Origin of the sequence: Chitinibacter tainanensis DSM 15459 (assembly GCF_000429785.1) — a bacterium.
In the GTDB taxonomy this organism is placed as follows: Bacteria; Pseudomonadota; Gammaproteobacteria; order Burkholderiales; family Chitinibacteraceae; genus Chitinibacter; species Chitinibacter tainanensis.
Map to the genome: position 1 here is coordinate 186,847 of NZ_AUCN01000009.1, position 20,617 is coordinate 207,463.

The window sequence follows — 20,617 nt, forward strand, 5'->3', positions numbered from 1 at the left end:
TGGATCGGTTGATTGATCCGTCAGTGGTGCCGCCGCGGCGGCACCTGGGGTGATGATTATTTCCGGTTCAGACGGCCGGCAATGCGCATGCGCAGGGCGTTGAGCTTGATAAAGCCGCCCGCATCGTTCTGGTTGTACGCGCCGCCATCATCATCAAAAGTCGCGATGGTTTTGTCAAACAGTGAATCGGTTTTGGAATCACGCGCCACGACGATGACATTGCCTTTATACAGCTTCAGGCGTACCCAGCCGTTCACGGTTTTCTGGGTTTCATCGATCAGGGTTTGCAGCACTTTGCGCTCAGGCGACCACCAGTAGCCGTTGTAAATCAGGCTGGCATAGCGTGGCATCAGGTCATCTTTCAGGTGGGCGACTTCACGATCCAGCGTGATCGATTCGATGGCACGGTGGGCTTTCAGAATGATGGTGCCGCCGGGGGTTTCGTAGCAACCGCGTGATTTCATGCCCACATAGCGGTTTTCAACCAGATCCAGGCGACCAATGCCATGCTTACCGCCCAGCTCGTTCAGCTTGGTCAGCACTTGTGCAGGTGACAGGCGTACGCCGTTGAGCGCTACGATGTCGCCTTGTTCGAATTCAACATCCAGATATTCCGCAGCATCGGGTGCAGCTTCTGGGCTGACAGTCCAGCGCCACATTGCGTCTTCGGCTTCCGCTTCTGGGTTTTCCAGATGGCGGCCTTCATACGAGATGTGCAGCAGGTTGGCGTCCATCGAGTAAGGCGCGCCACCGTTGCGGTGTTTCATTTCCACCGGAATATCATTGGCTTCGGCATAAGCCAGCAGTTTTTCGCGGCTCAGGAGATCCCATTCACGCCATGGGGCAATCACTTTCACTTCCGGCATCAGCGCATAAGCGCCGAGCTCGAAGCGCACCTGATCATTACCTTTGCCGGTCGCGCCATGGCTGATGGCCTCGGCGCCGGTTTCGCGGGCGATATCGATCAGGCGTTTGGCGATCAGTGGGCGGGCGATGGAAGTGCCGAGCAGGTATTCACCTTCGTACACGGTGTTGGCGCGGAACATTGGGAATACGAAGTCGCGCACGAACTCTTCGCGCAGATCATCGATGTAGATGTTTTCTGGCTTGATACCGAATTTCAGCGCTTTTTGGCGTGCGGGTTCCAGCTCTTCACCTTGGCCCAAATCTGCTGTGAAGGTCACGACCTCACACGCATAGTTGTCTTGCAGCCACTTCAGGATCACTGACGTATCCAGACCGCCGGAGTACGCGAGAACTACTTTTTTCACATCAGACATGAAGAACCTCGATGAATATGCACAAACGAGCCAAATGGCCCATAACCTAGTCTAACGCCAGTCGCAAACCAAAGCTCACGAATAGCGTACCAATCAGTTTGTTTAAGAGTGATTTCAGCCAGCGAATGCCGCCCAGCCGGGCCGCCAGCGTGGTGCCAGCCAAAATCAGGATAGTCAGATAGCTAATGCTGACCAGCTGGACAATCAGGCCCAGCGCCGTAAAGGTGTGCCAGACCTGCGGATAGTGCGGGTCGACAAATTGCGGAAAGAAAGCCATGAAAAACAAAATGGCTTTGACGTTCACCAGCGAAATCCCCAGTGCCGTTTTAAAGGCCTGCTGTGGCCGGTAGGCGACGGGTGCGGTGTCACTGGCCACGCTCGGTGTGGCTGATTGCGGGCGCAACTGCGACCATAAAATCTTGCCACCCATATACATCAGATACGCTGCGCCCAGATAGCGCACAGCATCAAACGCGACCGGATGCGTCTGCATCAAGGACGCGACTCCGAGGGCGGCAGCCAACATCAGGATAAAGTCACCCACCACAATCCCGCCGGCGGCGGCAAAACCAGCCGCCCGGCCACGGGTGGCGGCGGTGGTCAGCGCAAACAGCGAGTTGGGGCCCGGCGCCAGAATAATCAGCACGGTGCCCAGTAAATACGCCCAGAGATCGGTAATGCCAAACATGCTAATTAATCGTCAATCCGGCCCAGGAGCAGGAATTCAATCACCGCCTTTTGTACATGCATGCGGTTTTCGGCTTCATCCCAAACAACCGATTGTGGGCCGTCGATCACTTCTGGGTCGACTTCTTCACCACGGTGCGCAGGCAGGCAATGCATGAATACGGCATTGGCCTTGGCTTGCAGCATCACTTTTTCGGATACTTTGTAATTAATGAAGTCTTTTTTGCGCTGCAGCGTTTCGCGCTCGAAGCCCATTGAGGTGCACACGTCGGTGGTCACAATATCGGCATCGCGGGCGGCGGAGAACGGATCGCGGAAGACTTCAAAATTCTCTTTGCTGTATTCCTCATCATCCAGCACAGTCATGTCGTAACCTACTGGACAAGCGAGGTTCAGCTTGAAATTAAACAGCTTGGCCGCTTGCAACCAGGTGCGCGAAACGTTGTTCGAATCGCCGATCCAGCACACGGTTTTGCCTTCAATCGAGCCAAAACGCTCGATATAGGTAAAGATATCGGCCATGATCTGGCAGGGATGGTATTCATTGGTCAGGCCATTAATCACCGGCACCAGCGAATTTTCGGCAAAGCGATCGATGATCGATTGCTCATAGGTACGCACCATCACGATATCAACCATGCGGCTGATAACTTTGGCTACGTCTTCGATTGGCTCTCCACGGCCCAGCTGCGTATCTTTGGATTGCAGGAACATCGCATGGCCGCCCATTTGAAACATCCCGGCTTCAAAAGATACGCGGGTGCGGGTGGATGATTTTTCAAAAATCATGCCCAGCACTTTGCCTGGCAGCGGCTGATACAGCTCGCCGGCGCGCAGACGGGCTTTGAGCTTGGCCGCGCGGCTAAACAGGTATTGGTATTCTTCGAGACTGAAATCGGTGAACTTCAAGTAATGGCGCATCTGGACGGTGTTCCCGAACAGCCCTAGCATGGCCGTTCAAAATGGCTGAAAAAACCAACATTATTCAGCGTTTTACCCATTTCTGGCAAGCGCTAAACAATTCTGGCCGCTCGGCAATCGGTACTTGTACTAAGTTCGCTGCGCTTACATTTCTGCCGGCAAGTCGGCGAGCGATGCTATAATTGCGCCAGCTGGCCCCGTCGGCCAGATTAACACCTCAGTTTGGCATCCCTATGATCTGTAATCCGTACGAAATCATCATTCAGGGCATTACCAGCAATGGGCGGGAATTCCGTCCTAGCGACTGGGCCGAGCGCCTGTCCGGCATTTTGTCGACTTTTGGCGTGGACCAAAAGCTATCGTATGCGCCGTATGTGCGGCCGATGATGCACAACAATGTGCGCTGTGTGGCGGTGGATCGCCAGCTCGAAAAAATCGATCCGCGCGTCTATAGCTTCATCATGACCTTTGCCCGGGATAACGATCTGCAAGTGGTGGATTGCCGCTCGCTGATCAAAGGCATTGAAAAGAAATCGGCCGAACGCTAAACATTTCATTTCTCAAAACTGAAAGCCAGCTGAATAAAAGCTGGCTTTTTTGTTATTAATCAAGCTTTGTCGTGATCTTTTAACTTGCTGCAATGCAGCACTGTGCTTATTCTGCTAGATGAACCCCCTCGCCACTGGGCGGGGCATCCATCCTCCAGGAGAAAATCATGAAGCTCAAAGACAAAGTCGCCATCATCACCGGTTCGGCCAGCGGGATTGGCGAAGCCACCGCGGTGCGGTTTGCGGCTGAAGGCGCGAAAGTGGTGGTGTGTGATGTAAACCAGGCCGGTATCGACCGCGTGGTGGCTGATCTGCAAGCTACCGGCGCTGCGGCCGTGGGCTTTGTGGTGGATGTGACCAACCCCGAGAGCATTGCTGCAATGGTGACCGCTGTGAAAGCACAGTGGGGGCGCATTGATGTGCTGGTGAACAATGCCGGGATCACCATGGATGCCCAGCTCTACAAAATGAGTGATGATCAGTTTGATCGCGTCATCGACATCAATCTGAAAGGTGTTTACAACTGTACCAAGGCCGTGGTCGACACCATGATCGAGCAAAACAGTGGCGTCATTCTGAATGCCTCATCGGTCGTGGGCGTGTACGGTAACTTTGGCCAGACCAATTATGCGGCGACCAAATTCGGTGTGATTGGCTTTGTGAAAACTTGGGCCAAAGAATTGGGCAAAAAAGGCATCCGTGCCAACGCCGTGTGCCCAGGCTTTGTGGCTACGCCCATGGTTAAAGCCATGCCCGAGAAAGTATTGCAAGGCATGGAAGAGCGCGTACCGATGAAACGCCTGGCCCAGCCAGAAGAAATCGCTAGCGTGTATGCCTTCCTCGCTTCGGATGATGCCAGCTACATCAACGGCGCAGCCATCGAAGTGACCGGTGGCTTGACGCTGTAATTGGCGGTCAGCGCCGCAATAAAAAACCCGCCGGTGGCGGGTTTTTTATTGGCTTTAATAGTAGATCCGGCTAGGTGTATTACCCGCTAGGCTATTCTGTCATTGGTTTCGGGTCGTATACCCTCACTTCATTGATCGGCGCGCCTTCCCAGCGGATTTTCCACTGGCCGTTTTCCACCTGCCAGTACAAGCGCTTGCGCATCTGATTATCCAGATTGTTGCTGGTGTAATCCTGCTCAAATGTCGTTACCAGCTGTGGCTCAGGGCCGGTTACGGCGAACATGGATAGATCGCTGATTTTCACTTTGGTCCACTGTTTGCCAGCATTAACCGCCATTTTTTGCAGGCGCCAGCTGGTCAGGTTTTGGCCTTCTGGGCTTAAAAAGCGGCTGCCGTAAAAATTCAGATAGCGCTGGTTATCTAGCGATTCCCAGGCGGTGCGCCATTGCTCAATCAATTGCCGGGCGGCTTGTTGGCGCTGCTGCCATTGTTTGAGCTCCAGCCATTCCACTTTCGGGGTAACGATCACCGGGGTGGCACCCACTTGCAAATACTGCGCCACATTCAGCATTTCTTCGTTGGTGAGCACCACGCAGCCATTCGAGGCTTGCGGTGGGCGGGCATAAGTGGCGGCGGGGCTACCATGCAACCAGATGCCGTAGCCGGTTTTTTTGTCGCTTTTATCCAGCTCATTCGGGTAGGAAATCGGCCACGCGCCAACGCCATACAGATCAGCCCGCTCGCCGTAGGTTTTGTCCAGCAAAGGGCGGGGCAGGTGTTTATTCACAAAATACACGCCGATCGGCGTACGTTGATCGCCTTCCACCTGCTTGCCAATCCCCAGTTTGCCCACTGTTACATAATGGTCGATCACCATTTTGGGCGTGCCATTCTGGTTGGCAAACACATACAGCCGCGAGGTGTCGGCGTCCACCAGCACCGCGTATTTTTGCTCGGGGGCAAATTGCAGAATATTGGCCGGCACCATTTCGGGTGGGGTGGGCATATTGCGATAGTTGATCCGCACCTGCGCTTCTTTGCGCAAATCGGCCAGCCGCTCGGCCAATTGCTGATTTTGCCGCGCTTGCTCCGCGCCGCCGCCGATGGTGCTGAGCGGCATGGCGCGCATGGCGTAAAGATCGGCACTGAGTAGATGCGCGAGGCGGTAATTGGGTTGCTCGGCCAGAATGGCATCAACGGTAGCGCGCGCATCGGCCATTTTGCCGGCGCGGATCGCATCAATCGCGGCCAAGATGCGCTCTTCGTGGTTGCCCGTGGCGGCGGTGCCGACTTGATCCGGGCGCAGGGTGTACGGGCGATTGGCATCGTCGGGCAGAAAATGGCGGGCGGCTGGCGCCAGAATAACTAGCGCCAGCAAACACAGCCAGCGCTTAGCGCGGCGGGAAATATGCATCATGCAGCTTCAACCAGTCGCTTAGCCGCCAATCCGTTCATCGCTGATCAACCAGCGTGAACCGACTTTTTCCAGAATCAGCGTTTTACCCGTGCTGGTCGACAAACGATCGGATTTGTAATCCTGCCGCAGCCGCACTTTGGCGGTTTTCTCGTCAATCATCTCGACTCGCACATCGCGCAAATCGACACTAATTGATTTCGGCGAGCTAATTTTCGCTTCGCGGTCTTTTTCCCAGTTGCTACGTCCGCCCGGTGCTTTGAAGTTTTTCGAATAGCTATTGAGATAGCCTTTCACATTCTGGCGGCTCCAGGCATTGGCCCAGCCTTCAACGCTGGCCAGTACTTGCTGTTTGGCGGCGCTATCCGATTTCTCGGCTTTCGGCGTTGCGGTTGGAGCGGCCGTGGCTTTTGGCGTGGCGGTCGGTTTTGCCGTTGGCGTCGGTTTGGCGGTCACTACCGCCGTTGGCACTACCGTCGGCGCCAGTGTTGGGCGCGGGGTGATCAGCACCGCTGGCGCAGCAGTAATTGCCGGCTTGATGGTGGCGATGGTGACAGGTAATGGCTTGTTGGTCGGCGCCAGCGTGGCGGCGGTGGTGGGCTTGCTGCCTACGGCGCGGCCGGGTTGGCTAAAGAGCGAATCCACCAGTTTCAGTTTGGTCTGGATTTGCGCGTTGTTACTTTCCAGTTGCAGGGCTTTGTCGTAGGCCTGCGAAGCCAGTCGCGCATACAGATCACCCATGTTTTCATGCGCGATGGCATAGCTTGGGTTGGTCTGGATCGCCATTTGCAGCGCGGTGCGCGCTTTATCAAATTGGCCCTTGTTGGCATACAGCACGGCCAGATTATTGTAGGGCTCGGGCAGCTGCGGGAATTCTTCCGAAATCTGGGTGAAGGCCTTAATCGCCTCATCGCTGCGGCCAAGCTCGCTGAGCGCCAGCGCGCGCAAGAAACGCACTTGCGCATCTTTCGGGGTTTTAGCCAGACTCTTATCCGCACGCTCCAGTGCCTGGGCAAATTGTTTGCTGCGGATCAGTTGCTGGATATCGTCGCTGTCGGCGGCATGGGCGGACAAACTAAACAGCAAGGGCAGGGCCACAAACAAGGTGCGTAATGCAGACATGGGTATTCCGGGGTTAAGGGTCTCGGTAAACTGGCGGCGATTTTAACAAAGAAACTCTGGTTTTGCCTTATGAACCTACCACCAGCCCTAAGCAGTGTCTTGTTACTGCTCTGCTCGAACGTTTTTATGACCTTTGCCTGGTATGCCCATTTGAAAAACGGCACCACCAAGCCCTGGTTGCTGATGGCCTTGATGAGCTGGGGCATTGCGCTGTTTGAATACCTGCTACAAGTGCCCGCCAATCGGATCGGGTATCAAGTGTATAGCTTGGCGCAGCTGAAAATCTTGCAAGAAGTCATTACTTTGTCGGTATTTATCCCCTTTGCCATCTTTTATATGAAGCAGCCATTCCAGTGGAATTATGTGTGGGCGGCGCTGTGCATGGTGGGGGCCGTGTATTTTATGTTTCGCGGCTAGTAGGGGTATTGGCTCGTGGGCTATTAACGGTAAGGCTTGTGGGTCGATACCTGTGCAGGTATTGCGCCAATGCGCGCCGGCAATCCGCCGCATCGCGCCATGCGCACCCTTGGATTTTCCCAACGGCGGGCCAATATCAACGCTTGCGCGATCTGCGTTATAATGCCCAGTTCTGGAAAGGAGTAATCATGCCTATTTATGCTTATCGCTGTGCCGAATGTGGCCATGCTGACGAACATATGCAGAAAATGGCCGACGCGCCGCTCACTCAGTGCCCCGCGTGCCAGGCCGAGAAATACGAAAAACAACTGACCGCCGCCGGCTTTCAATTGAAAGGCAATGGCTGGTATCAGACCGATTTTAAAAATAGCGGAGCCTGTGCGCCCAGCTGCCCACCCGGCGGTTGCCACTAAGCCCCACAAGGGATCTGTGTGACTAGCTTTCTCAAGCGCTACCTGATTACCGGCCTGCTGATCTGGATTCCGCTCGCCATCACCATCTGGGTGCTTAATACCCTGATCGGCACGCTCGACCAGATCGGCGCCATTTTGCCGAACGAGCTGCGGCCAGATTACTGGCTGTTGCGGGGTATGTCCGGCAGTATCCCGGAACTCAATGGCGCGCGGCATATACCTGGCTTTGGGGTCATCCTCACCTTTTTGGTATTGCTGTTTACCGGCATGGTGGCGACCAATGTTTTGGGCCGCCGTCTGCTGCAATTGGGTGAAAGCCTGCTCAAGCGCATCCCGATCGTGCGCTCGATTTACAACAGCGTAAAGCAAGTGTCCGACACCGTGTTTTCGGATTCGGGCCAGGCTTTTCGCAAAGCGGTGCTGGTGCAGTTTCCGCATCAGGGCACCTGGGCGGTCGGTTTTCATACCGGCACCCCGGGCGGTGAAATTGGCGACAAACTCGATGGCGAGTTGATCTCGGTGTTTGTGCCAACCACCCCCAACCCCACCTCCGGCTTTTTGTTCATGGCGCGTAAAAGCGATGTCAAAGAGCTGGATATGAGCGTGGATGAAGCGCTCAAGTATGTGATCTCCATGGGCGTGGTGATGCCGGCGACCAAGCCGGTGCCCGCACCCGACACCACTCACTCGCCGGCCACGGTCTAAGCGAGCGGGCGGGCAACCATTTTCGATGATTTAGGGAAATTCAATGCGTACGAATTACTGTGGTCTGATCAACGAGCAATACCTCGGCCAGACTGTGACTTTGCAAGGTTGGGCTCATCGTCGTCGTGACCACGGTGGCGTAATCTTTATCGATTTGCGCGACCGCGAAGGCATCGTGCAAGTGGTGATCGATCCGGATACCCCGGAAGCCTTTGCCACCGCCGATAGCGCGCGTTCTGAATATGTATTGGAAATCAAAGGTATTGTTCGTGCGCGCCCAGAAGGCACCACCAACGCCAAAATGATCTCGGGCCAGATCGAAGTCTTGGCCAAAGACATCATCATCTTGAACAAGGCCGAAACGCCACCGTTCCAGATCGACGACGACAATCTCTCTGAAAACGTGCGCCTGCAAAACCGCGTGATCGATCTGCGTCGCCCCACCATGCAGCGCAATCTGAAACTGCGCTACAAAGTGGCGCTATTGGTGCGTAACTTCCTCGACACCCGCGGCTTTATCGACATCGAAACCCCGATGCTGACGCGCTCTACGCCAGAAGGCGCGCGCGATTACCTCGTGCCAAGCCGTGTACACGACGGTCAATTCTTCGCGCTGCCGCAATCGCCACAGCTGTTCAAACAGCTCTTGATGGTCGCTGGTTTCGATCGCTACTACCAAATCACCAAATGCTTCCGTGATGAAGACCTGCGCGCTGATCGCCAGCCAGAATTCACCCAGATCGATATTGAAACTTCGTTCCTGAACGAAGAAGAAATCATGAATATCACCGAAGAAATGGCCCGCCACGTCTTCAAAGAAGCCATCGGCGTAGATCTGGGCGAATTCCCGCGCATGCAATACGACGATGCGATGTTCTACTACGGCTCGGACAAACCCGATCTGCGCGTAGACTTGAAATTCACCGAGCTCACCGACGTGATGAAAACGGAAGAATTCAAAGTCTTCCGCGGCGCAGCCGACATGGATGGCGGCCGCGTAGTGGGCCTGCGCGTACCCGGTGGCGCCACCCTGAGCCGTAAAGACATCGACGACTACACCAAATTCGTTGGCATCTACGGCGCCAAAGGTCTGGCCTACATCAAGGTGGAAGATGTATCGAACATCAGCAACGCCGAAGATTCAGGCCTGAAAGCCCCGATCGTGAAATTCCTGTCGAATGACGCCTTGAAAGCCATCATCGAGCGCACTGGCGCACAAAATGGCGACATCATCTTCTTTGGCGCCGACAAACGTAAAATCGTGGATGAAGCCATCGGCGCACTGCGGATCAAAATCGGTCACGAGCGCGGCGAAGAGGGCGGCTACTTCAAACGTGAATGGAAACCGCTGTGGGTGGTGGATTTCCCAATGTTTGAATACGACGAAGATGGCAAACGCTGGAATGCCTGCCACCACCCATTCACCTCGCCAAAAGCCGAGCATCTGGAATTGCTGAAAACCAATCCGGGCGCCTGCAAAGCGCGCGCCTACGATATGGTGCTCAATGGCTGGGAGCTGGGCGGCGGCTCGGTGCGTATCCACCGCGCCGATGTGCAATCCACCGTGTTTGATGCCCTCGGCATTGGCGAAGAAGAAGCCCAAAACAAATTTGGCTTCCTGCTCGACAACCTGAAATTTGGCGCGCCGCCACACGGCGGTCTGGCCTTCGGTCTGGATCGTCTGATCACCCTGATGACCGGCGCCGAATCTATCCGCGACGTGATCGCTTTCCCGAAAACGCAACGTGCGCAGTGTCTGTTGACCAATGCACCGAATGCGGTGGACGAGAAGCAATTGCGCGAATTGCATATCAAATTGCGTAATCCGCCAGTGATTGAGTAATTGCTGTTGTGTAGTTTGAGATGATAAAAAGACCGCCTTGGGCGGTCTTTTTATTTTGAGTTTTTAATTGAATTTTCGGTTAGGATGTTTACTTTATCTATTTCCTCTGAATTGATTTGGCTTAGCAAATATTGTTTGATGTGTTTATCGAAAATGTGTGGGTATTTATTTTTGTCTCTGAATATTTCTAATGTGTCCAATGACTTCTGGATTATCTCTTCTTTTCTGGGGGTTGTGTTTATTTTTTCTATTCTAATTACGCACCATATCGAATGACTGCCGCGATGTATTTTTCCTGTGAAATTATGAGATGAAAATCCAGATATGTAGCATGCATGTGTTTTTATAAATCTTCCTATCAAGAAGTGTTTGTAGAAAGGAAGTAGCTCTGGGTTTTCTTTTGGGGAAAAAGCTCCAGTTTTTAGGTTGTTAAGGATTTGTTTTTTAAATGGGGATTCTGTGGGTGATAGCGTGTATCCATTCTCGGTCGGGGTGATCCAGATTTCTTCCATTTTATTTGACGCTTTCCAAGATGTATTCAAGTGATTTAATGGTTTTTTCCTCTAGGGTTTTTGCGTTATTTGGTTCTAAAGTTGACGTGTTTAAACATAGTTCAGAATACTCTGCCAATGGCTTCGTCATTAATGTTGCATTTAGAGCGCTCTCAAAATTTTCATATTGCCTCTTGTATTTTTTGATTGTTTCTTCGTCAAGCTTGTCAATATGATTAAATACGAGGTGAATTTTTTGGAGGTTGTTTTCGCTAAAAGTTGTGGTTCTAATGGTTTTCTCGATGAAGCTGGTTTCTTTCTGTAGTTCGCTAATGAAGTTTCCCAATTCTTTGAGGTGGATTTCTGGTTTGCGGTGGTCAACTAAAATTACTAAAACTCTTGGGCTGTACTTGAAAAAAGCTTCTGCCCAAGATGCCGCATTTTCTCCTGGTACTTCAATGACACGTAATTCTACGTTTTCTTCTTTATCTATGCTGTTTATTCTTTTTGAAATGGTATGTATTCTTGTTTCTGTTGTTCGGTTGTGTATTTTTTGCTGCCTATCTCCTGATGCCATTTTTAATCGGTAACAAAAGGTTGTTTTTCCTACTTCGGAAATTCCAATTGGTAATATTGTCCTATTTGGTGTTTTAGCTTTCTTTACACAACTTTCAACGGCCTGCTCTACGTAGGAAAACAATTTGTCAGCTACGTGCCCAAGGGTTTTATCAAATGCATTACTTTCGAAAGTGGTTGTTGTTTCTGCTGATGATTTAGTATTTCCTTTTCCATCGTCGTTGCTACTAGTCTTTGAATGGGTTGTTCTGCGTGTCATATTTTCACTTCATTGCTAGGTGGTTTATCGAAGCCTGCGAACAGTTATATAGTCATGCAGGGTGAGTTCTGGTCTATGCTGACCAATTTTACAATGCAAATGTAATATAAGGTAAGCTTACCATAATCTAATTGGCGTGTGGCTAACCCGCCTTACATTTTTGTGCGGTTTTATAGGACGTTGGCGCGATGTTGCAATGTATGTTCGAGCGCCTTAATCCTTTTAATTGCGTGTTACATAATCTTTTGGCTTGGGTTGACGGCTGTGCGCCGCGGCACTTACTTCTCTTGCTTCTCCAAGAGAAGTAAGCAAGAGAAGGCGACCCGGGCGAAAAGCGCTCTGCGCTGCCCTTGCTGCGTCGTGAGCCAAACGATAAATCTGTTCGTCTCCCTCCTTGCCGTGGTTTTCGCTACACGGGAAACCAAGCCCCAACTTCACCTGTGTGGTAAATGCTGCCGGCAGTATTGTGCTGAAGGCATTGCTGGGCTTTGGTTTGATGAATATACCCACTGCCGTGGTTAGTTCAGTTCGCCCGTGGAGCCGCGCCGTTCGGGAGGCGGTTGGCAAGGTTTTAAGCCGCAACCTGTTTGAGCTGCGCGACGCTAGCGCGCAGCGAGTTTTGCGGCGCCTTGCCAAGCGCTGGACGGACGGGGTTTCGCGGTGATCGGGCGCGTTAGGGTTGCAAGGGGCAAGGCAAGACTGTCCCTTGCTCGTTCGGCGGGCGAAACCGCCGGTTTATCGCCTGCGTTAGCAGGCCATGCAATCGTGAGTCTTTAGAGTCAGCTGGTTTTATGCGCCGCTGGCGCGAAGTTTCGATGCGCGTTCCGCCGCGCTAACGGGAAGGGGTATTTGCTTCGCCAAATACCCCTTCACCCCAAAGGCGACCCGGGCGAAAAGCGCTCCGCGCTGCCCTTGCTGCGTCGTGAGCCAAACGATGATGCTGTTTGTCTCTCTCCTTGCTGCGGTTTTCGCTACACGGGAAACCAAGCCCCAACTTCACGAGCGCGGTAAATACTAGCGGCAGTATTGTGCTGAAGGCATTACTGTTCTTTGGTTTGATGAATATACCCATGCCGTGGTTAGCACGGATCGCCCGTGGAGCCGCGCCGTTCGGGAGGCACTTGGCAAGGTTTTAAGATGCGGCTGTTTGAGCGTTGCGACGCTAGCGCAACGCGAGTTTCCGCATCGCCTTGCCAAGCGCCGGACGGACGGGGTTTCGCGGTGATCGGGCGCGTTAGGGTTGCAAGGGGCAAGGCAAGACTGCCCCTTGCTCGTCCGGCGGGCGAAACCGCCAATAAACAAACCGCCTGCGCAGCAGGCCTTGCCTATCTGAATAAATCTACCGACACGATTTACGGCAATTTAGGGGCAGTACCCAGTACGCTCAGATGTAGCAAAAATTAAAACGGCAGCCCATCCAAGCTGCCGTTTTGTTTTCAAGCGGCGCAATGCCGCATGAGTACATGGCCAATTATTTTGGCAGGATCACCGTATCAATCACATGAATCACCCCATTGTCGGCCACGATGTCGGTGGCGGTGACTTTGGCGTTGTTCACTTTCACCCCGTCATTGGTGGTGATGGTGATGGGTGAGCCTTGTACGGTTTTGACTTTGCCGGCTTTCACATCCGCCGCCATCACTTTACCCGGCACCACATGGTAGGTCAGTACGGCGGTGAGCTTGGCTTTGTCTTTTAGCAGCGCTTCCAGATCGGCTTTGGGGATTTTGGCAAAGGCCGCGTCGGTGGGGGCAAAGACCGTGAATGGGCCTTTGCCTTTAAGGGTGTCGACCAGATCAGCCGCCTTGAGGGCGGTGGCTAGTGTCGAAAAATTACCCGCCGAAACTGCGGTATCCACGATGTCTTTCGCATGGGCGGATACGGAAACAACAGCGGCCAAAAGGGTGGTGAGAATATAGCGTTTCATGAAAAACCTCTTCATTTTTAGTCAAATTTACCGTCTAAAAATTAACCCGCACACGTGCGTTGTGATGGGGTTAAGAATCTTCATTTCACTGCGCTGGCACAAACCCGGCGCCACAGGGGCTGACGCGCACTGGAAAAGTGCCTCATCACACCTCACTACAATGCCGAATTTGTCCGTGCAGATGCATACTATACCCATTAGTTAAAAAATGCTACTGCATGGTAGATAAATTTATCTTTTGGTTTCTTTATCGAGAATAGGCAGGCCAAGCTAGCTTTGCGGATGGCCATAATCATGTGCTTGAAGCGGTTGAGTTGCGCGATTTGCAGCGCGAGCCAGTGGTGATCTAGCATCTATGCGAGCCAACGCGGCGGTGATTGCTATCCGAGTGCAGCATCAGCAGGCGCGCAAGGGCCAGCAGCATTGAGCTTGTATCGCGCGCCGGGCTCGAAGGGTGTTTCAGCTTCTGAATTAATACGGGGTAGGCGTATTGCTATGTGGCTTAATACATAAAATAGTTAGCAGGGCATACCCATGATGATGGCACGGATTTGTCGCCTGCTCACTATGCCGTGGCGGTGAGCAAACGTTGTGGCCGCGCAGTGATTCACTGCAAATTCACCGCGCTCCAGCCCAGCAGTTGCTGCCAGCTGGCGCGATCAACTATGGGGTTATTGGCTTGCGCGCTGTCGAGGGCCCATTGGCCTAATTCGCGACTGGCGTGTTGGATGGTTTGCACGGTGGCGAGTTTATCCAGGCACTGCGGGCTTGCTTCGGCGCATAGCCAGTCTTGCTCCAGCCAGAGGGCAAACGGTATTTGCCCTGAGCATTGGCCGGCCAGCGATGGATGGGCGTCGCGACAAAAGCTTACCCAATCGATGGACTGCACCAAGCAGGCTTGGCTTTGCTGCACAATCAATTTCAGGCTGGAGATTTGCTGCATGAGCTGGATTTTTAGCTTACGCACAGCCTCCGCATTGGCATCGAGGGTGCTGGCTTGCGTTGGCACGATTTGCATCAGGCCATTCTGCAACTGCAGATCCGACAGCCATCGCTGTGTGCGAGCGCGCTGATCGCGGAGTACAGGGCAGCTACGATCAAGCTGTGCTTGTTGCTTCATCAGGCCGATCGCTTGCTCAAGTTTGCCCGGCTCGCTAAATAGTTTGTTGAGATCGATCGCGAAACAGGGTGGGGCCAAGAGCAAGCTCAAGCAGATGACGGTTTTCATGGGGTGAGTCCACTGAATGTGAAGCTGCGGCAATGCCGGCACGACAGATTGACTGCGCGGCCACGGCGCGGGTGTAGACCGTGGCCCGCTGGTCTAGCCCTTAAAACAGCGAATGCTTGAGTTTGCCCATTTTCAGCACCGGTGAGCGGGCTTGCTGGCCGCTGAGGTCAATTTCGGCGGCGCCTAGCTGAAAATCTTCGCCATCTTGATTGCCGGAAAAATGCGCCACGATTTTCTTGGCGCCTTTAAATACCGTTAGCTCAACCCCGCTGGCCTGACCGGCGTTGATGCCGAGGTAATAGCTAAATTCACCGCGGCTAAAGCTCACGACATCCAGCCCGGTATGCGGGCCGGTGCTGAGGTTGGCGATGGTGAAGGGCGCTTGCGGCGTGGCATCGACATTCATTTCCACCTTGCCCGGCAGACCATAGCGGTAGCTCACCCGGCCAAACGGCTCTTTGGCGCGATCAACGCACAGCGACACCACTTTGCCGGTTTGGGTGTTTTTCCAGCCGGCATCGGTGGCTTTGGTGGGGCCCATCCAGGCATCCACAATCGCGACTTCATCGGCTTGGCAATGGCTGGGCACGGCCGCTACGGCGCTGGTGCCGGCAAGAGTGAGCAGGGTGGTGATCAGCATGTGGCGCATAGTGGGGCTCCGAAATAGTCCGCGCGGCGGGTTGAGTGATGGGCTATTAGCATAGCGCATTGAGCTCGGTAGTATTCCGCTGAATGCGAGTTTTGAGTTGGCTGGGCGTCAGCTTTGTCGTTACTATGCCTGAACGCAGGTTGCTGGGTAAATGCTGGGCGCTATGTGCGAGTGCTAGTTATGCTCACGGTAACCCGTGCTGAAACAGGCTCTGCAAACATACAAGGGGTATCGCCCCCAGTTCATTATTAGTTAATGCCTAGTGATGAATACTATGGGTGGGTATAAGGATGGGCTGGTGTGGACGTTTAAGTAGGAGCAGGTGATGCAAATTCAGCGCCAACAATTAGATGATGCCGCCGCGGCTGGGTTATTAGCGCCGGCGCAAGTGGGGCCATTGTGGGATTTTCTGGCGACGCAATCGGCACAAACGCCCAGTTTTCGCGCGACGCATATTTTGTATTACCTCGGCGGGCTGTTGGCGATTGGGGCGATGAGCCTATTTATGACTTTGGGCTGGGATCTGTGGGGTGGCTGGGGTCTGTTGCTGATCGCGCTGGCCTATGCGCTACTGGGGTTGGGGCTGACCGAATATTGCCTGCGCCGGCCGGGGCTGCGGATTCCGGCCGGGATTGCGGCAGCCTTTGTGGTGGTGCTGACTCCGCTGGCGATTTATGGCCTGCAGGCGGGCTTGGGCTATTGGGAGATGAGCGAGGAATACCGTGATTACCATGTGCGGATTGATTGGCGCTGGCTATGGATGGAGCTGGCCACGCTGGTGGTCGGGGCGATTATGCTCTGGCGCTATCGCTTGCCATTTTTGATGCTGCCGGTGGCCGTCACGCTGTGGTATCTGAGTATGGATCTCACGCCGATCTTATTTCACGATAGCGATCTGCAATGGCAGCTGCGCAAATGGGTGTCGGTGTATGTGGGCCTATTGATGCTGGGGCTGGCGTTCTGGATTGAGCTGCGCACGCGCTCGCGCGAGGATTTTGCCTTCTGGCTGTATCTGTTTGGCTTGCTGGCCTTCTGGGTGGCGCTGACCAGTATGGATTCGGATAGCGAACTTAAGCGTTTGGCGTATTGCCTGCTGAATCTCGGTTTGCTGCTGATCGGGGCGGTGCTGAGCCGGCGCGTGTTTGCCGTGTTTGGCGGGCTGGGGGTGGCGGCCTATGTGGGGCATCTGGCGTATTCGGTGTTTCGCGATAGCCTGCTGTTTCCGCTGGCGCTGACGGTGCTGGGGGCTGCGGTGGTGTATCTGGGCATTGTTTGGCAGCGGTATGAGGCGCGCATTACGGCGCGCCTGCGCCAGTATTTGCCCGCCGCGCTGCAAGAGCTGCTGGCGCGGCGGCAGTTCAGTTAAAGAAAACCCGCCGTAGATTTAGCTAGGGTATAGCCTGCTAAGCTATATGGTGAAAGCCTTGTCAGGCTATACCCATTGCTATTCAATTAAAGCGGGGCCTGCTGGAGGCCAAGCTTTGCGTCGATGAGGCTTGCTCAACGTTGCCGCAAGCGGGCACGAGTGCTTTGCCGGCCGCCGGCGAGGGCGGAGTCGGCATCCAGATCGCTGGCGTCATCGGCGCCGCTGACCCAGTCTTGCTGCAGTTGTTGTTGCAGCGCTTGGCGCTCGCTGCGACGGCGGGCACGTTCGCTTTGCTCGTGCGCTCCGGCTTGGCGCTGGCGGGCAGCGAGGGCGAAGGGATTACGGGGTTTGAATTGCATTACGTTCTCCTTTAACCCTTGATGCACACCACTTGCTTGAGCGTGTGCACCACTTCCACCAGATCGCGCTGATGCGCCATCACCGTGTCGATGTCTTTGTACGCGGCCGGAATTTCATCCACCACGCCGCCATCTTTACGGCATTCAACACCGGCCGTTTGTGCCGCGAGGTCAAAGCGGTTGTAGCGCTGTTTAGCCTCGGTGCGGCTAAGGGTGCGCCCCGCACCGTGACTGCAAGAGCAAAACGATTCGGCATTGCCCAAGCCACGCACGATATAGCTTTTGGCGCCCATGCTGCCCGGAATAATGCCCAATTGCCCGGCATGCGCCGCGATGGCGCCTTTGCGGGTAATGAACAAATCCGTCTCCTGATGGCGTTCGCGCGCCACGTAATTATGGTGGCAATTGATCGCTTCATCAGTCAGCGTAAAAGCAGGCAAATGCGGGCGAATCGCCTCCACAACACGGCGCATCATTTCGCGCCGGTTGACCAGCGCATAATCCTGCGCCCATTCCACCGCGGCCACATAATCATCAAACAGCGTTGAGCCCGCCGCAAAATAGGCCAGATCTTTATCTGGCAAATGTTGCTGATGGCGCTGCATGTCTTTTTGTGCCGCCGCGATGAAATAGCGCCCGATCACATTACCGGTGCCGCGACTGCCCGAGTGCAGCATCAGCCATACGCGGTCGGCTTCATCCAGGCACAGCTCGATAAAATGATTACCCCCGCCCAAGGTGCCGATCTGGCAGATCCAGGTTTGCGCAAATTGCCGCTGCATTTTTAGCAAGCCCGGGTGCTGGCCCACCAGCGCATCCAGCCGGTCATTCAGCGGCCGTGCCACGCGCTGCATGGCGCCACCGCGCACTTTGCTCCATTCATGCTGATGAAAGCCAACCGGCACTTCGGCCTCGATGGCCGAGCGAATGCGCGCCAGATTATCGGGCAAATCGCTGGCGGTGAGCGAAGTGCGCACCGCATTCATGCCGCAGCCAATATCCACGCCCACTGCGGCCGGGATAATCGCTTCGCGGGTTGGAATCACCGAGCCCACGGTGGCGCCAATGCCCAGATGCACATCCGGCATCGCCGCGATATGGCCATGCACGATTGGTAGTTGCGCGGTATTCAAAAGTTGATTGAGCGCTGCGGGCGCGATGTCGTCGGTCCAGATCTTGACCGGCACCCGCCCTTTATTGAGTTGTTGTACGACTGGCATACATAAATCCTGTAGACGTAAAAAACCCCGGAAGATCAGTTGCCGCCCCATCCTTGGCCAAGTGGCGTTGAGCATCAACGCTGGGCGGATGGGGGCTTTGATCGAAAACCGGGGCGGCGCAGCGTGAGCGCTGCGGCAGGAACCCGGCGTGCCAGTCACGCCGAATTCCGGGGGATTCGGGTGCTGGTTTAGTGGGTGTTCATCACCAACTGGGTCACGGCAAATACTCCTCTGTAGATGGTGCGCTATTGAGCTGCACGCGACGTTGCACATTGGTCGGGCCAAGCCCGACCACCAAGAGCGCGCATCTTGCCGAGCTAGTGCTCATGCCGTCAAGCGTAGTCGGCAAATTGTGGTGTCGGTGGCGACAGGTGCGACCTTGGGGCGCCGCAGTAGGCTTGCTGCAACCGGGCTTGATCGAGGCGGGGAGTGGCGAATCGAGGGGATTGAAAATATGGGGTGAGTTTATTAATTGATGGGTAGGGTATATGGCTACAAGCCATAATTAATTAGGATTATGAGGCTATACCCATGTGCTTTTCGTAGCCAGTTCTGCTTACGCAGACGCTAGCCCAAAGCGCTGGCCGAAAAAAAACCGCCCCGTAGGGCGGCTTTTTGGCGAAGCGATCAAGCGTTTAGTCTTGATGGTAGTTCGGCGCTTCTTTGGTGATTTGCACGTCGTGCACGTGTGATTCGCGGATACCGGCAGCGGTGATCTGTACGAATTCAGCTTTGGCATGCACATCATCAATTGTGGCGCAACCGAGGTAACCCATTGATGAGCGCAGGCCGCCCACCAGTTGGTGGATCACGGCAGTCAGCGGGCCTTTGTACGGTACGCGACCTTCAATGCCTTCCGGTACCAGTTTGTCCGCGTCGGCGGTTTTGTCCTGGAAGTAACGGTCTGATGAACCATTTGCGCCCGACATCGCACCCAGCGAGCCCATGCCGCGGTAGCTCTTGTACGAGCGACCTTGGTACAGCTCAACTTCACCTGGGGCTTCTTCGGTACCACCAAACAGACCACCCAACATCACCATGTGCGCGCCAGCGGCGATGGCTTTGGCGATGTCGCCCGAGAAGCGGATACCGCCATCGGCGATCAGCGGCACGCCCGTGCCAGCCAGTGCTTCAGCGACATTCGCTACAGCAGAAATTTGTGGTACGCCTACGCCAGCAACAATACGCGTTGTGCAGATTGAGCCAGGGCCGATGCCGACTTTCACCGCATCCGCGCCGGCTTCAACCAGCGCCAGCGCCGCTGCGCCAGTGGCGATATTGCCGCCGATGACTTGTACTTGTGGGAAGTTGGTTTTCACCCACTTCACGCGATCCAGTACGCCTTGGCTGTGGCCGTGGGCGGTGTCCACCACAATCACGTCAACGCCAGCTTCCACTAGCAATTTCACGCGCTCGTCAGTGCCTGCGCCGACGCCTACAGCCGCGCCTACGCGCAGACGGCCTTGCTCGTCTTTGGCGGCCAGTGGGTGTTCGCTGGTTTTAACGATGTCTTTAACGGTGATCAGGCCTTTGAGTTTGAAGGCGTCGTCGACCACCAGCACGCGCTCGAGGCGGTGATCGTGCATCAGGGTGCGTGCGTCTTCAATGCTGGTGCCTTCTTTCACGGTAACCAGTTTGTCTTTCGGTGTCATGATGGATGACACAGGAACGTCGAGGCGAGTTTCGAAACGCAGATCGCGGTTCGTGACAATCCCGACCACCTGACCGTTTTCAACCACGGGCAGGCCAGAAATTTTGTGCTGGCGAGTCAGCGCAATTACATCGCGCACCAGCATGGTTGGTGCGATGGTGACCGGATCTTTCACAATGCCAGATTCGTAGCGTTTCACTTTGGCTACTTCTTGCGCCTGGCGTTCCGGCGTCATGTTCTTATGGATAATACCAATGCCGCCTTCTTGGGCCATGGCAATGGCCAAGCGTGCTTCGGTCACGGTGTCCATCGCAGCGGAAACCAGCGGCAGATTCAGGCGGATACCGCGAGTGAACTGGGTGGCGAGCGAAACGTCGCGAGGCAGAATATTGGAGTGGGCAGGGACGAGCAGAACGTCGTCGAACGTGAGGGCTTTTTGCACAATGCGCATGAGCTAGATCCTTTTCGCCAAAAAAGCATTATACCGAAATGTCTCATTTTCGACTATGGCCTTGTAATATTGCAGTTCTTCGTGCTGTCAGCTTGACTTGTTGCGGCGCATGATTGCTGTTCGCCAGCCCAGCAGCTAGGGTAAAACTGACAGCCCAGCCGTCAGCTAGGCGAGGAGGCGAG

Annotated in this window: 20 protein-coding genes; 7 read left to right on the top strand and 13 right to left on the bottom strand. The window is 54.6% G+C overall.

Translation table 11 applies throughout. From position 1 onward, the window contains the following. Positions 1 to 56: 56 nt before the first annotated feature. From G482_RS0102030 to argF, 3 genes are read right to left on the bottom strand one after another with little or no spacing between them, the layout of a single operon-like run. A complete protein-coding gene (locus G482_RS0102030) occupies positions 57 to 1,280 on the bottom strand; it encodes an argininosuccinate synthase (protein WP_028448619.1) in 1,224 nt (407 codons plus the stop codon). Positions 1,281 to 1,326: 46 nt separating this feature from the next. Beyond that, positions 1,327 to 1,968: a leucine efflux protein LeuE gene (leuE, locus tag G482_RS0102035; RefSeq protein ID WP_028448620.1), complete on the bottom strand. Its 642-nt coding sequence runs from the start codon at positions 1,966 to 1,968 to the stop codon at positions 1,327 to 1,329. A gap of 5 nt (positions 1,969 to 1,973) precedes the next feature. Further along, on the bottom strand, positions 1,974 to 2,888 hold the full coding sequence (gene argF / locus G482_RS0102040) for an ornithine carbamoyltransferase (protein ID WP_028448621.1): 915 nt from the start codon (positions 2,886 to 2,888) through the stop codon (positions 1,974 to 1,976). A gap of 233 nt (positions 2,889 to 3,121) precedes the next feature. Between argF and G482_RS0102045 the strand changes: the two genes are divergently transcribed. Together G482_RS0102045 and fabG are read left to right on the top strand one after the other, a co-directional pair. Beyond that, positions 3,122 to 3,436 carry a DUF3579 domain-containing protein gene (locus G482_RS0102045; protein ID WP_028448622.1) on the top strand — a complete coding sequence of 105 codons (315 nt, stop codon included), beginning with the start codon at positions 3,122 to 3,124 and terminating at the stop codon, positions 3,434 to 3,436. A gap of 167 nt (positions 3,437 to 3,603) precedes the next feature. Continuing rightward, positions 3,604 to 4,344: a 3-oxoacyl-[acyl-carrier-protein] reductase gene (gene fabG / locus G482_RS0102050; protein WP_028448623.1), complete on the top strand. Its 741-nt coding sequence runs from the start codon at positions 3,604 to 3,606 to the stop codon at positions 4,342 to 4,344. Between the two features lie 91 nt (positions 4,345 to 4,435). On the opposite strand, the gene G482_RS16960 is transcribed toward fabG, so the two are convergent. Together G482_RS16960 and G482_RS0102060 are read right to left on the bottom strand one after the other, a co-directional pair. Next, positions 4,436 to 5,761, bottom strand: a complete 1,326-nt coding sequence (locus G482_RS16960) for a L,D-transpeptidase family protein (RefSeq protein WP_051258656.1) — start codon at positions 5,759 to 5,761, stop codon at positions 4,436 to 4,438. Positions 5,762 to 5,779: 18 nt separating this feature from the next. After that, on the bottom strand, positions 5,780 to 6,880 hold the full coding sequence (locus tag G482_RS0102060) for a tetratricopeptide repeat protein (RefSeq protein WP_034618619.1): 1,101 nt from the start codon (positions 6,878 to 6,880) through the stop codon (positions 5,780 to 5,782). A gap of 69 nt (positions 6,881 to 6,949) precedes the next feature. Here G482_RS0102060 and G482_RS0102065 point away from each other — a divergent pair, with 69 nt between their 5' ends. The 4 genes from G482_RS0102065 to aspS all read left to right on the top strand — a co-directional run bounded on the left by G482_RS0102065 (position 6,950) and on the right by aspS (position 10,258). Beyond that, positions 6,950 to 7,297 (top strand): DMT family protein, encoded by a 348-nt coding sequence (locus tag G482_RS0102065; protein WP_028448625.1) that lies wholly within the window; start codon positions 6,950 to 6,952, stop codon positions 7,295 to 7,297. A 188-nt stretch (positions 7,298 to 7,485) separates the two neighbouring features. Then, positions 7,486 to 7,710, top strand: a complete 225-nt coding sequence (locus G482_RS0102070; protein ID WP_028448626.1) for an FmdB family zinc ribbon protein — start codon at positions 7,486 to 7,488, stop codon at positions 7,708 to 7,710. Positions 7,711 to 7,722: 12 nt separating this feature from the next. After that, positions 7,723 to 8,415 carry a DUF502 domain-containing protein gene (locus tag G482_RS0102075; RefSeq protein ID WP_028448627.1) on the top strand — a complete coding sequence of 231 codons (693 nt, stop codon included), beginning with the start codon at positions 7,723 to 7,725 and terminating at the stop codon, positions 8,413 to 8,415. Between the two features lie 43 nt (positions 8,416 to 8,458). Beyond that, positions 8,459 to 10,258, top strand: coding sequence for an aspartate--tRNA ligase (gene aspS, locus G482_RS0102080; RefSeq protein WP_028448628.1), 1,800 nt, complete (start codon positions 8,459 to 8,461; stop codon positions 10,256 to 10,258). A gap of 50 nt (positions 10,259 to 10,308) precedes the next feature. Here aspS and G482_RS16965 read toward each other — a convergent pair whose 3' ends face one another. From G482_RS16965 to G482_RS0102110, 5 genes are all read right to left on the bottom strand, one after another. Then, positions 10,309 to 10,770 (bottom strand): hypothetical protein, encoded by a 462-nt coding sequence (locus G482_RS16965; RefSeq protein ID WP_034618624.1) that lies wholly within the window; start codon positions 10,768 to 10,770, stop codon positions 10,309 to 10,311. Between the two features lies 1 nt (position 10,771). Then, on the bottom strand, positions 10,772 to 11,584 hold the full coding sequence (locus G482_RS0102085; RefSeq protein WP_156905332.1) for a hypothetical protein: 813 nt from the start codon (positions 11,582 to 11,584) through the stop codon (positions 10,772 to 10,774). A gap of 1,471 nt (positions 11,585 to 13,055) precedes the next feature. After that, positions 13,056 to 13,511, bottom strand: coding sequence for a fasciclin domain-containing protein (locus G482_RS0102095; RefSeq protein WP_028448631.1), 456 nt, complete (start codon positions 13,509 to 13,511; stop codon positions 13,056 to 13,058). A 607-nt stretch (positions 13,512 to 14,118) separates the two neighbouring features. Further along, the gene (locus G482_RS0102105) at positions 14,119 to 14,739 is read right to left on the bottom strand and encodes a hypothetical protein (RefSeq protein WP_028448632.1); all 621 of its coding nucleotides are present in this window, start codon (positions 14,737 to 14,739) and stop codon (positions 14,119 to 14,121) included. Between the two features lie 100 nt (positions 14,740 to 14,839). Then, positions 14,840 to 15,388, bottom strand: coding sequence for a hypothetical protein (locus G482_RS0102110; protein ID WP_028448633.1), 549 nt, complete (start codon positions 15,386 to 15,388; stop codon positions 14,840 to 14,842). 325 nt (positions 15,389 to 15,713) lie between these two features. Between G482_RS0102110 and G482_RS0102115 the strand changes: the two genes are divergently transcribed. Then, a complete protein-coding gene (locus G482_RS0102115; protein WP_028448634.1) occupies positions 15,714 to 16,754 on the top strand; it encodes a hypothetical protein in 1,041 nt (346 codons plus the stop codon). A gap of 134 nt (positions 16,755 to 16,888) precedes the next feature. Here G482_RS0102115 and G482_RS16970 read toward each other — a convergent pair whose 3' ends face one another. The 3 genes from G482_RS16970 to guaB form a co-directional block, all read right to left on the bottom strand. Further along, the gene (locus tag G482_RS16970; protein WP_034618626.1) at positions 16,889 to 17,113 is read right to left on the bottom strand and encodes a hypothetical protein; all 225 of its coding nucleotides are present in this window, start codon (positions 17,111 to 17,113) and stop codon (positions 16,889 to 16,891) included. 11 nt (positions 17,114 to 17,124) lie between these two features. Further along, positions 17,125 to 18,333 (bottom strand): RtcB family protein, encoded by a 1,209-nt coding sequence (locus tag G482_RS0102125; RefSeq protein WP_028448635.1) that lies wholly within the window; start codon positions 18,331 to 18,333, stop codon positions 17,125 to 17,127. A gap of 635 nt (positions 18,334 to 18,968) precedes the next feature. Further along, the gene (gene guaB, locus G482_RS0102130; protein WP_028448636.1) at positions 18,969 to 20,435 is read right to left on the bottom strand and encodes an IMP dehydrogenase; all 1,467 of its coding nucleotides are present in this window, start codon (positions 20,433 to 20,435) and stop codon (positions 18,969 to 18,971) included. Positions 20,436 to 20,617: the final 182 nt, after the last annotated feature.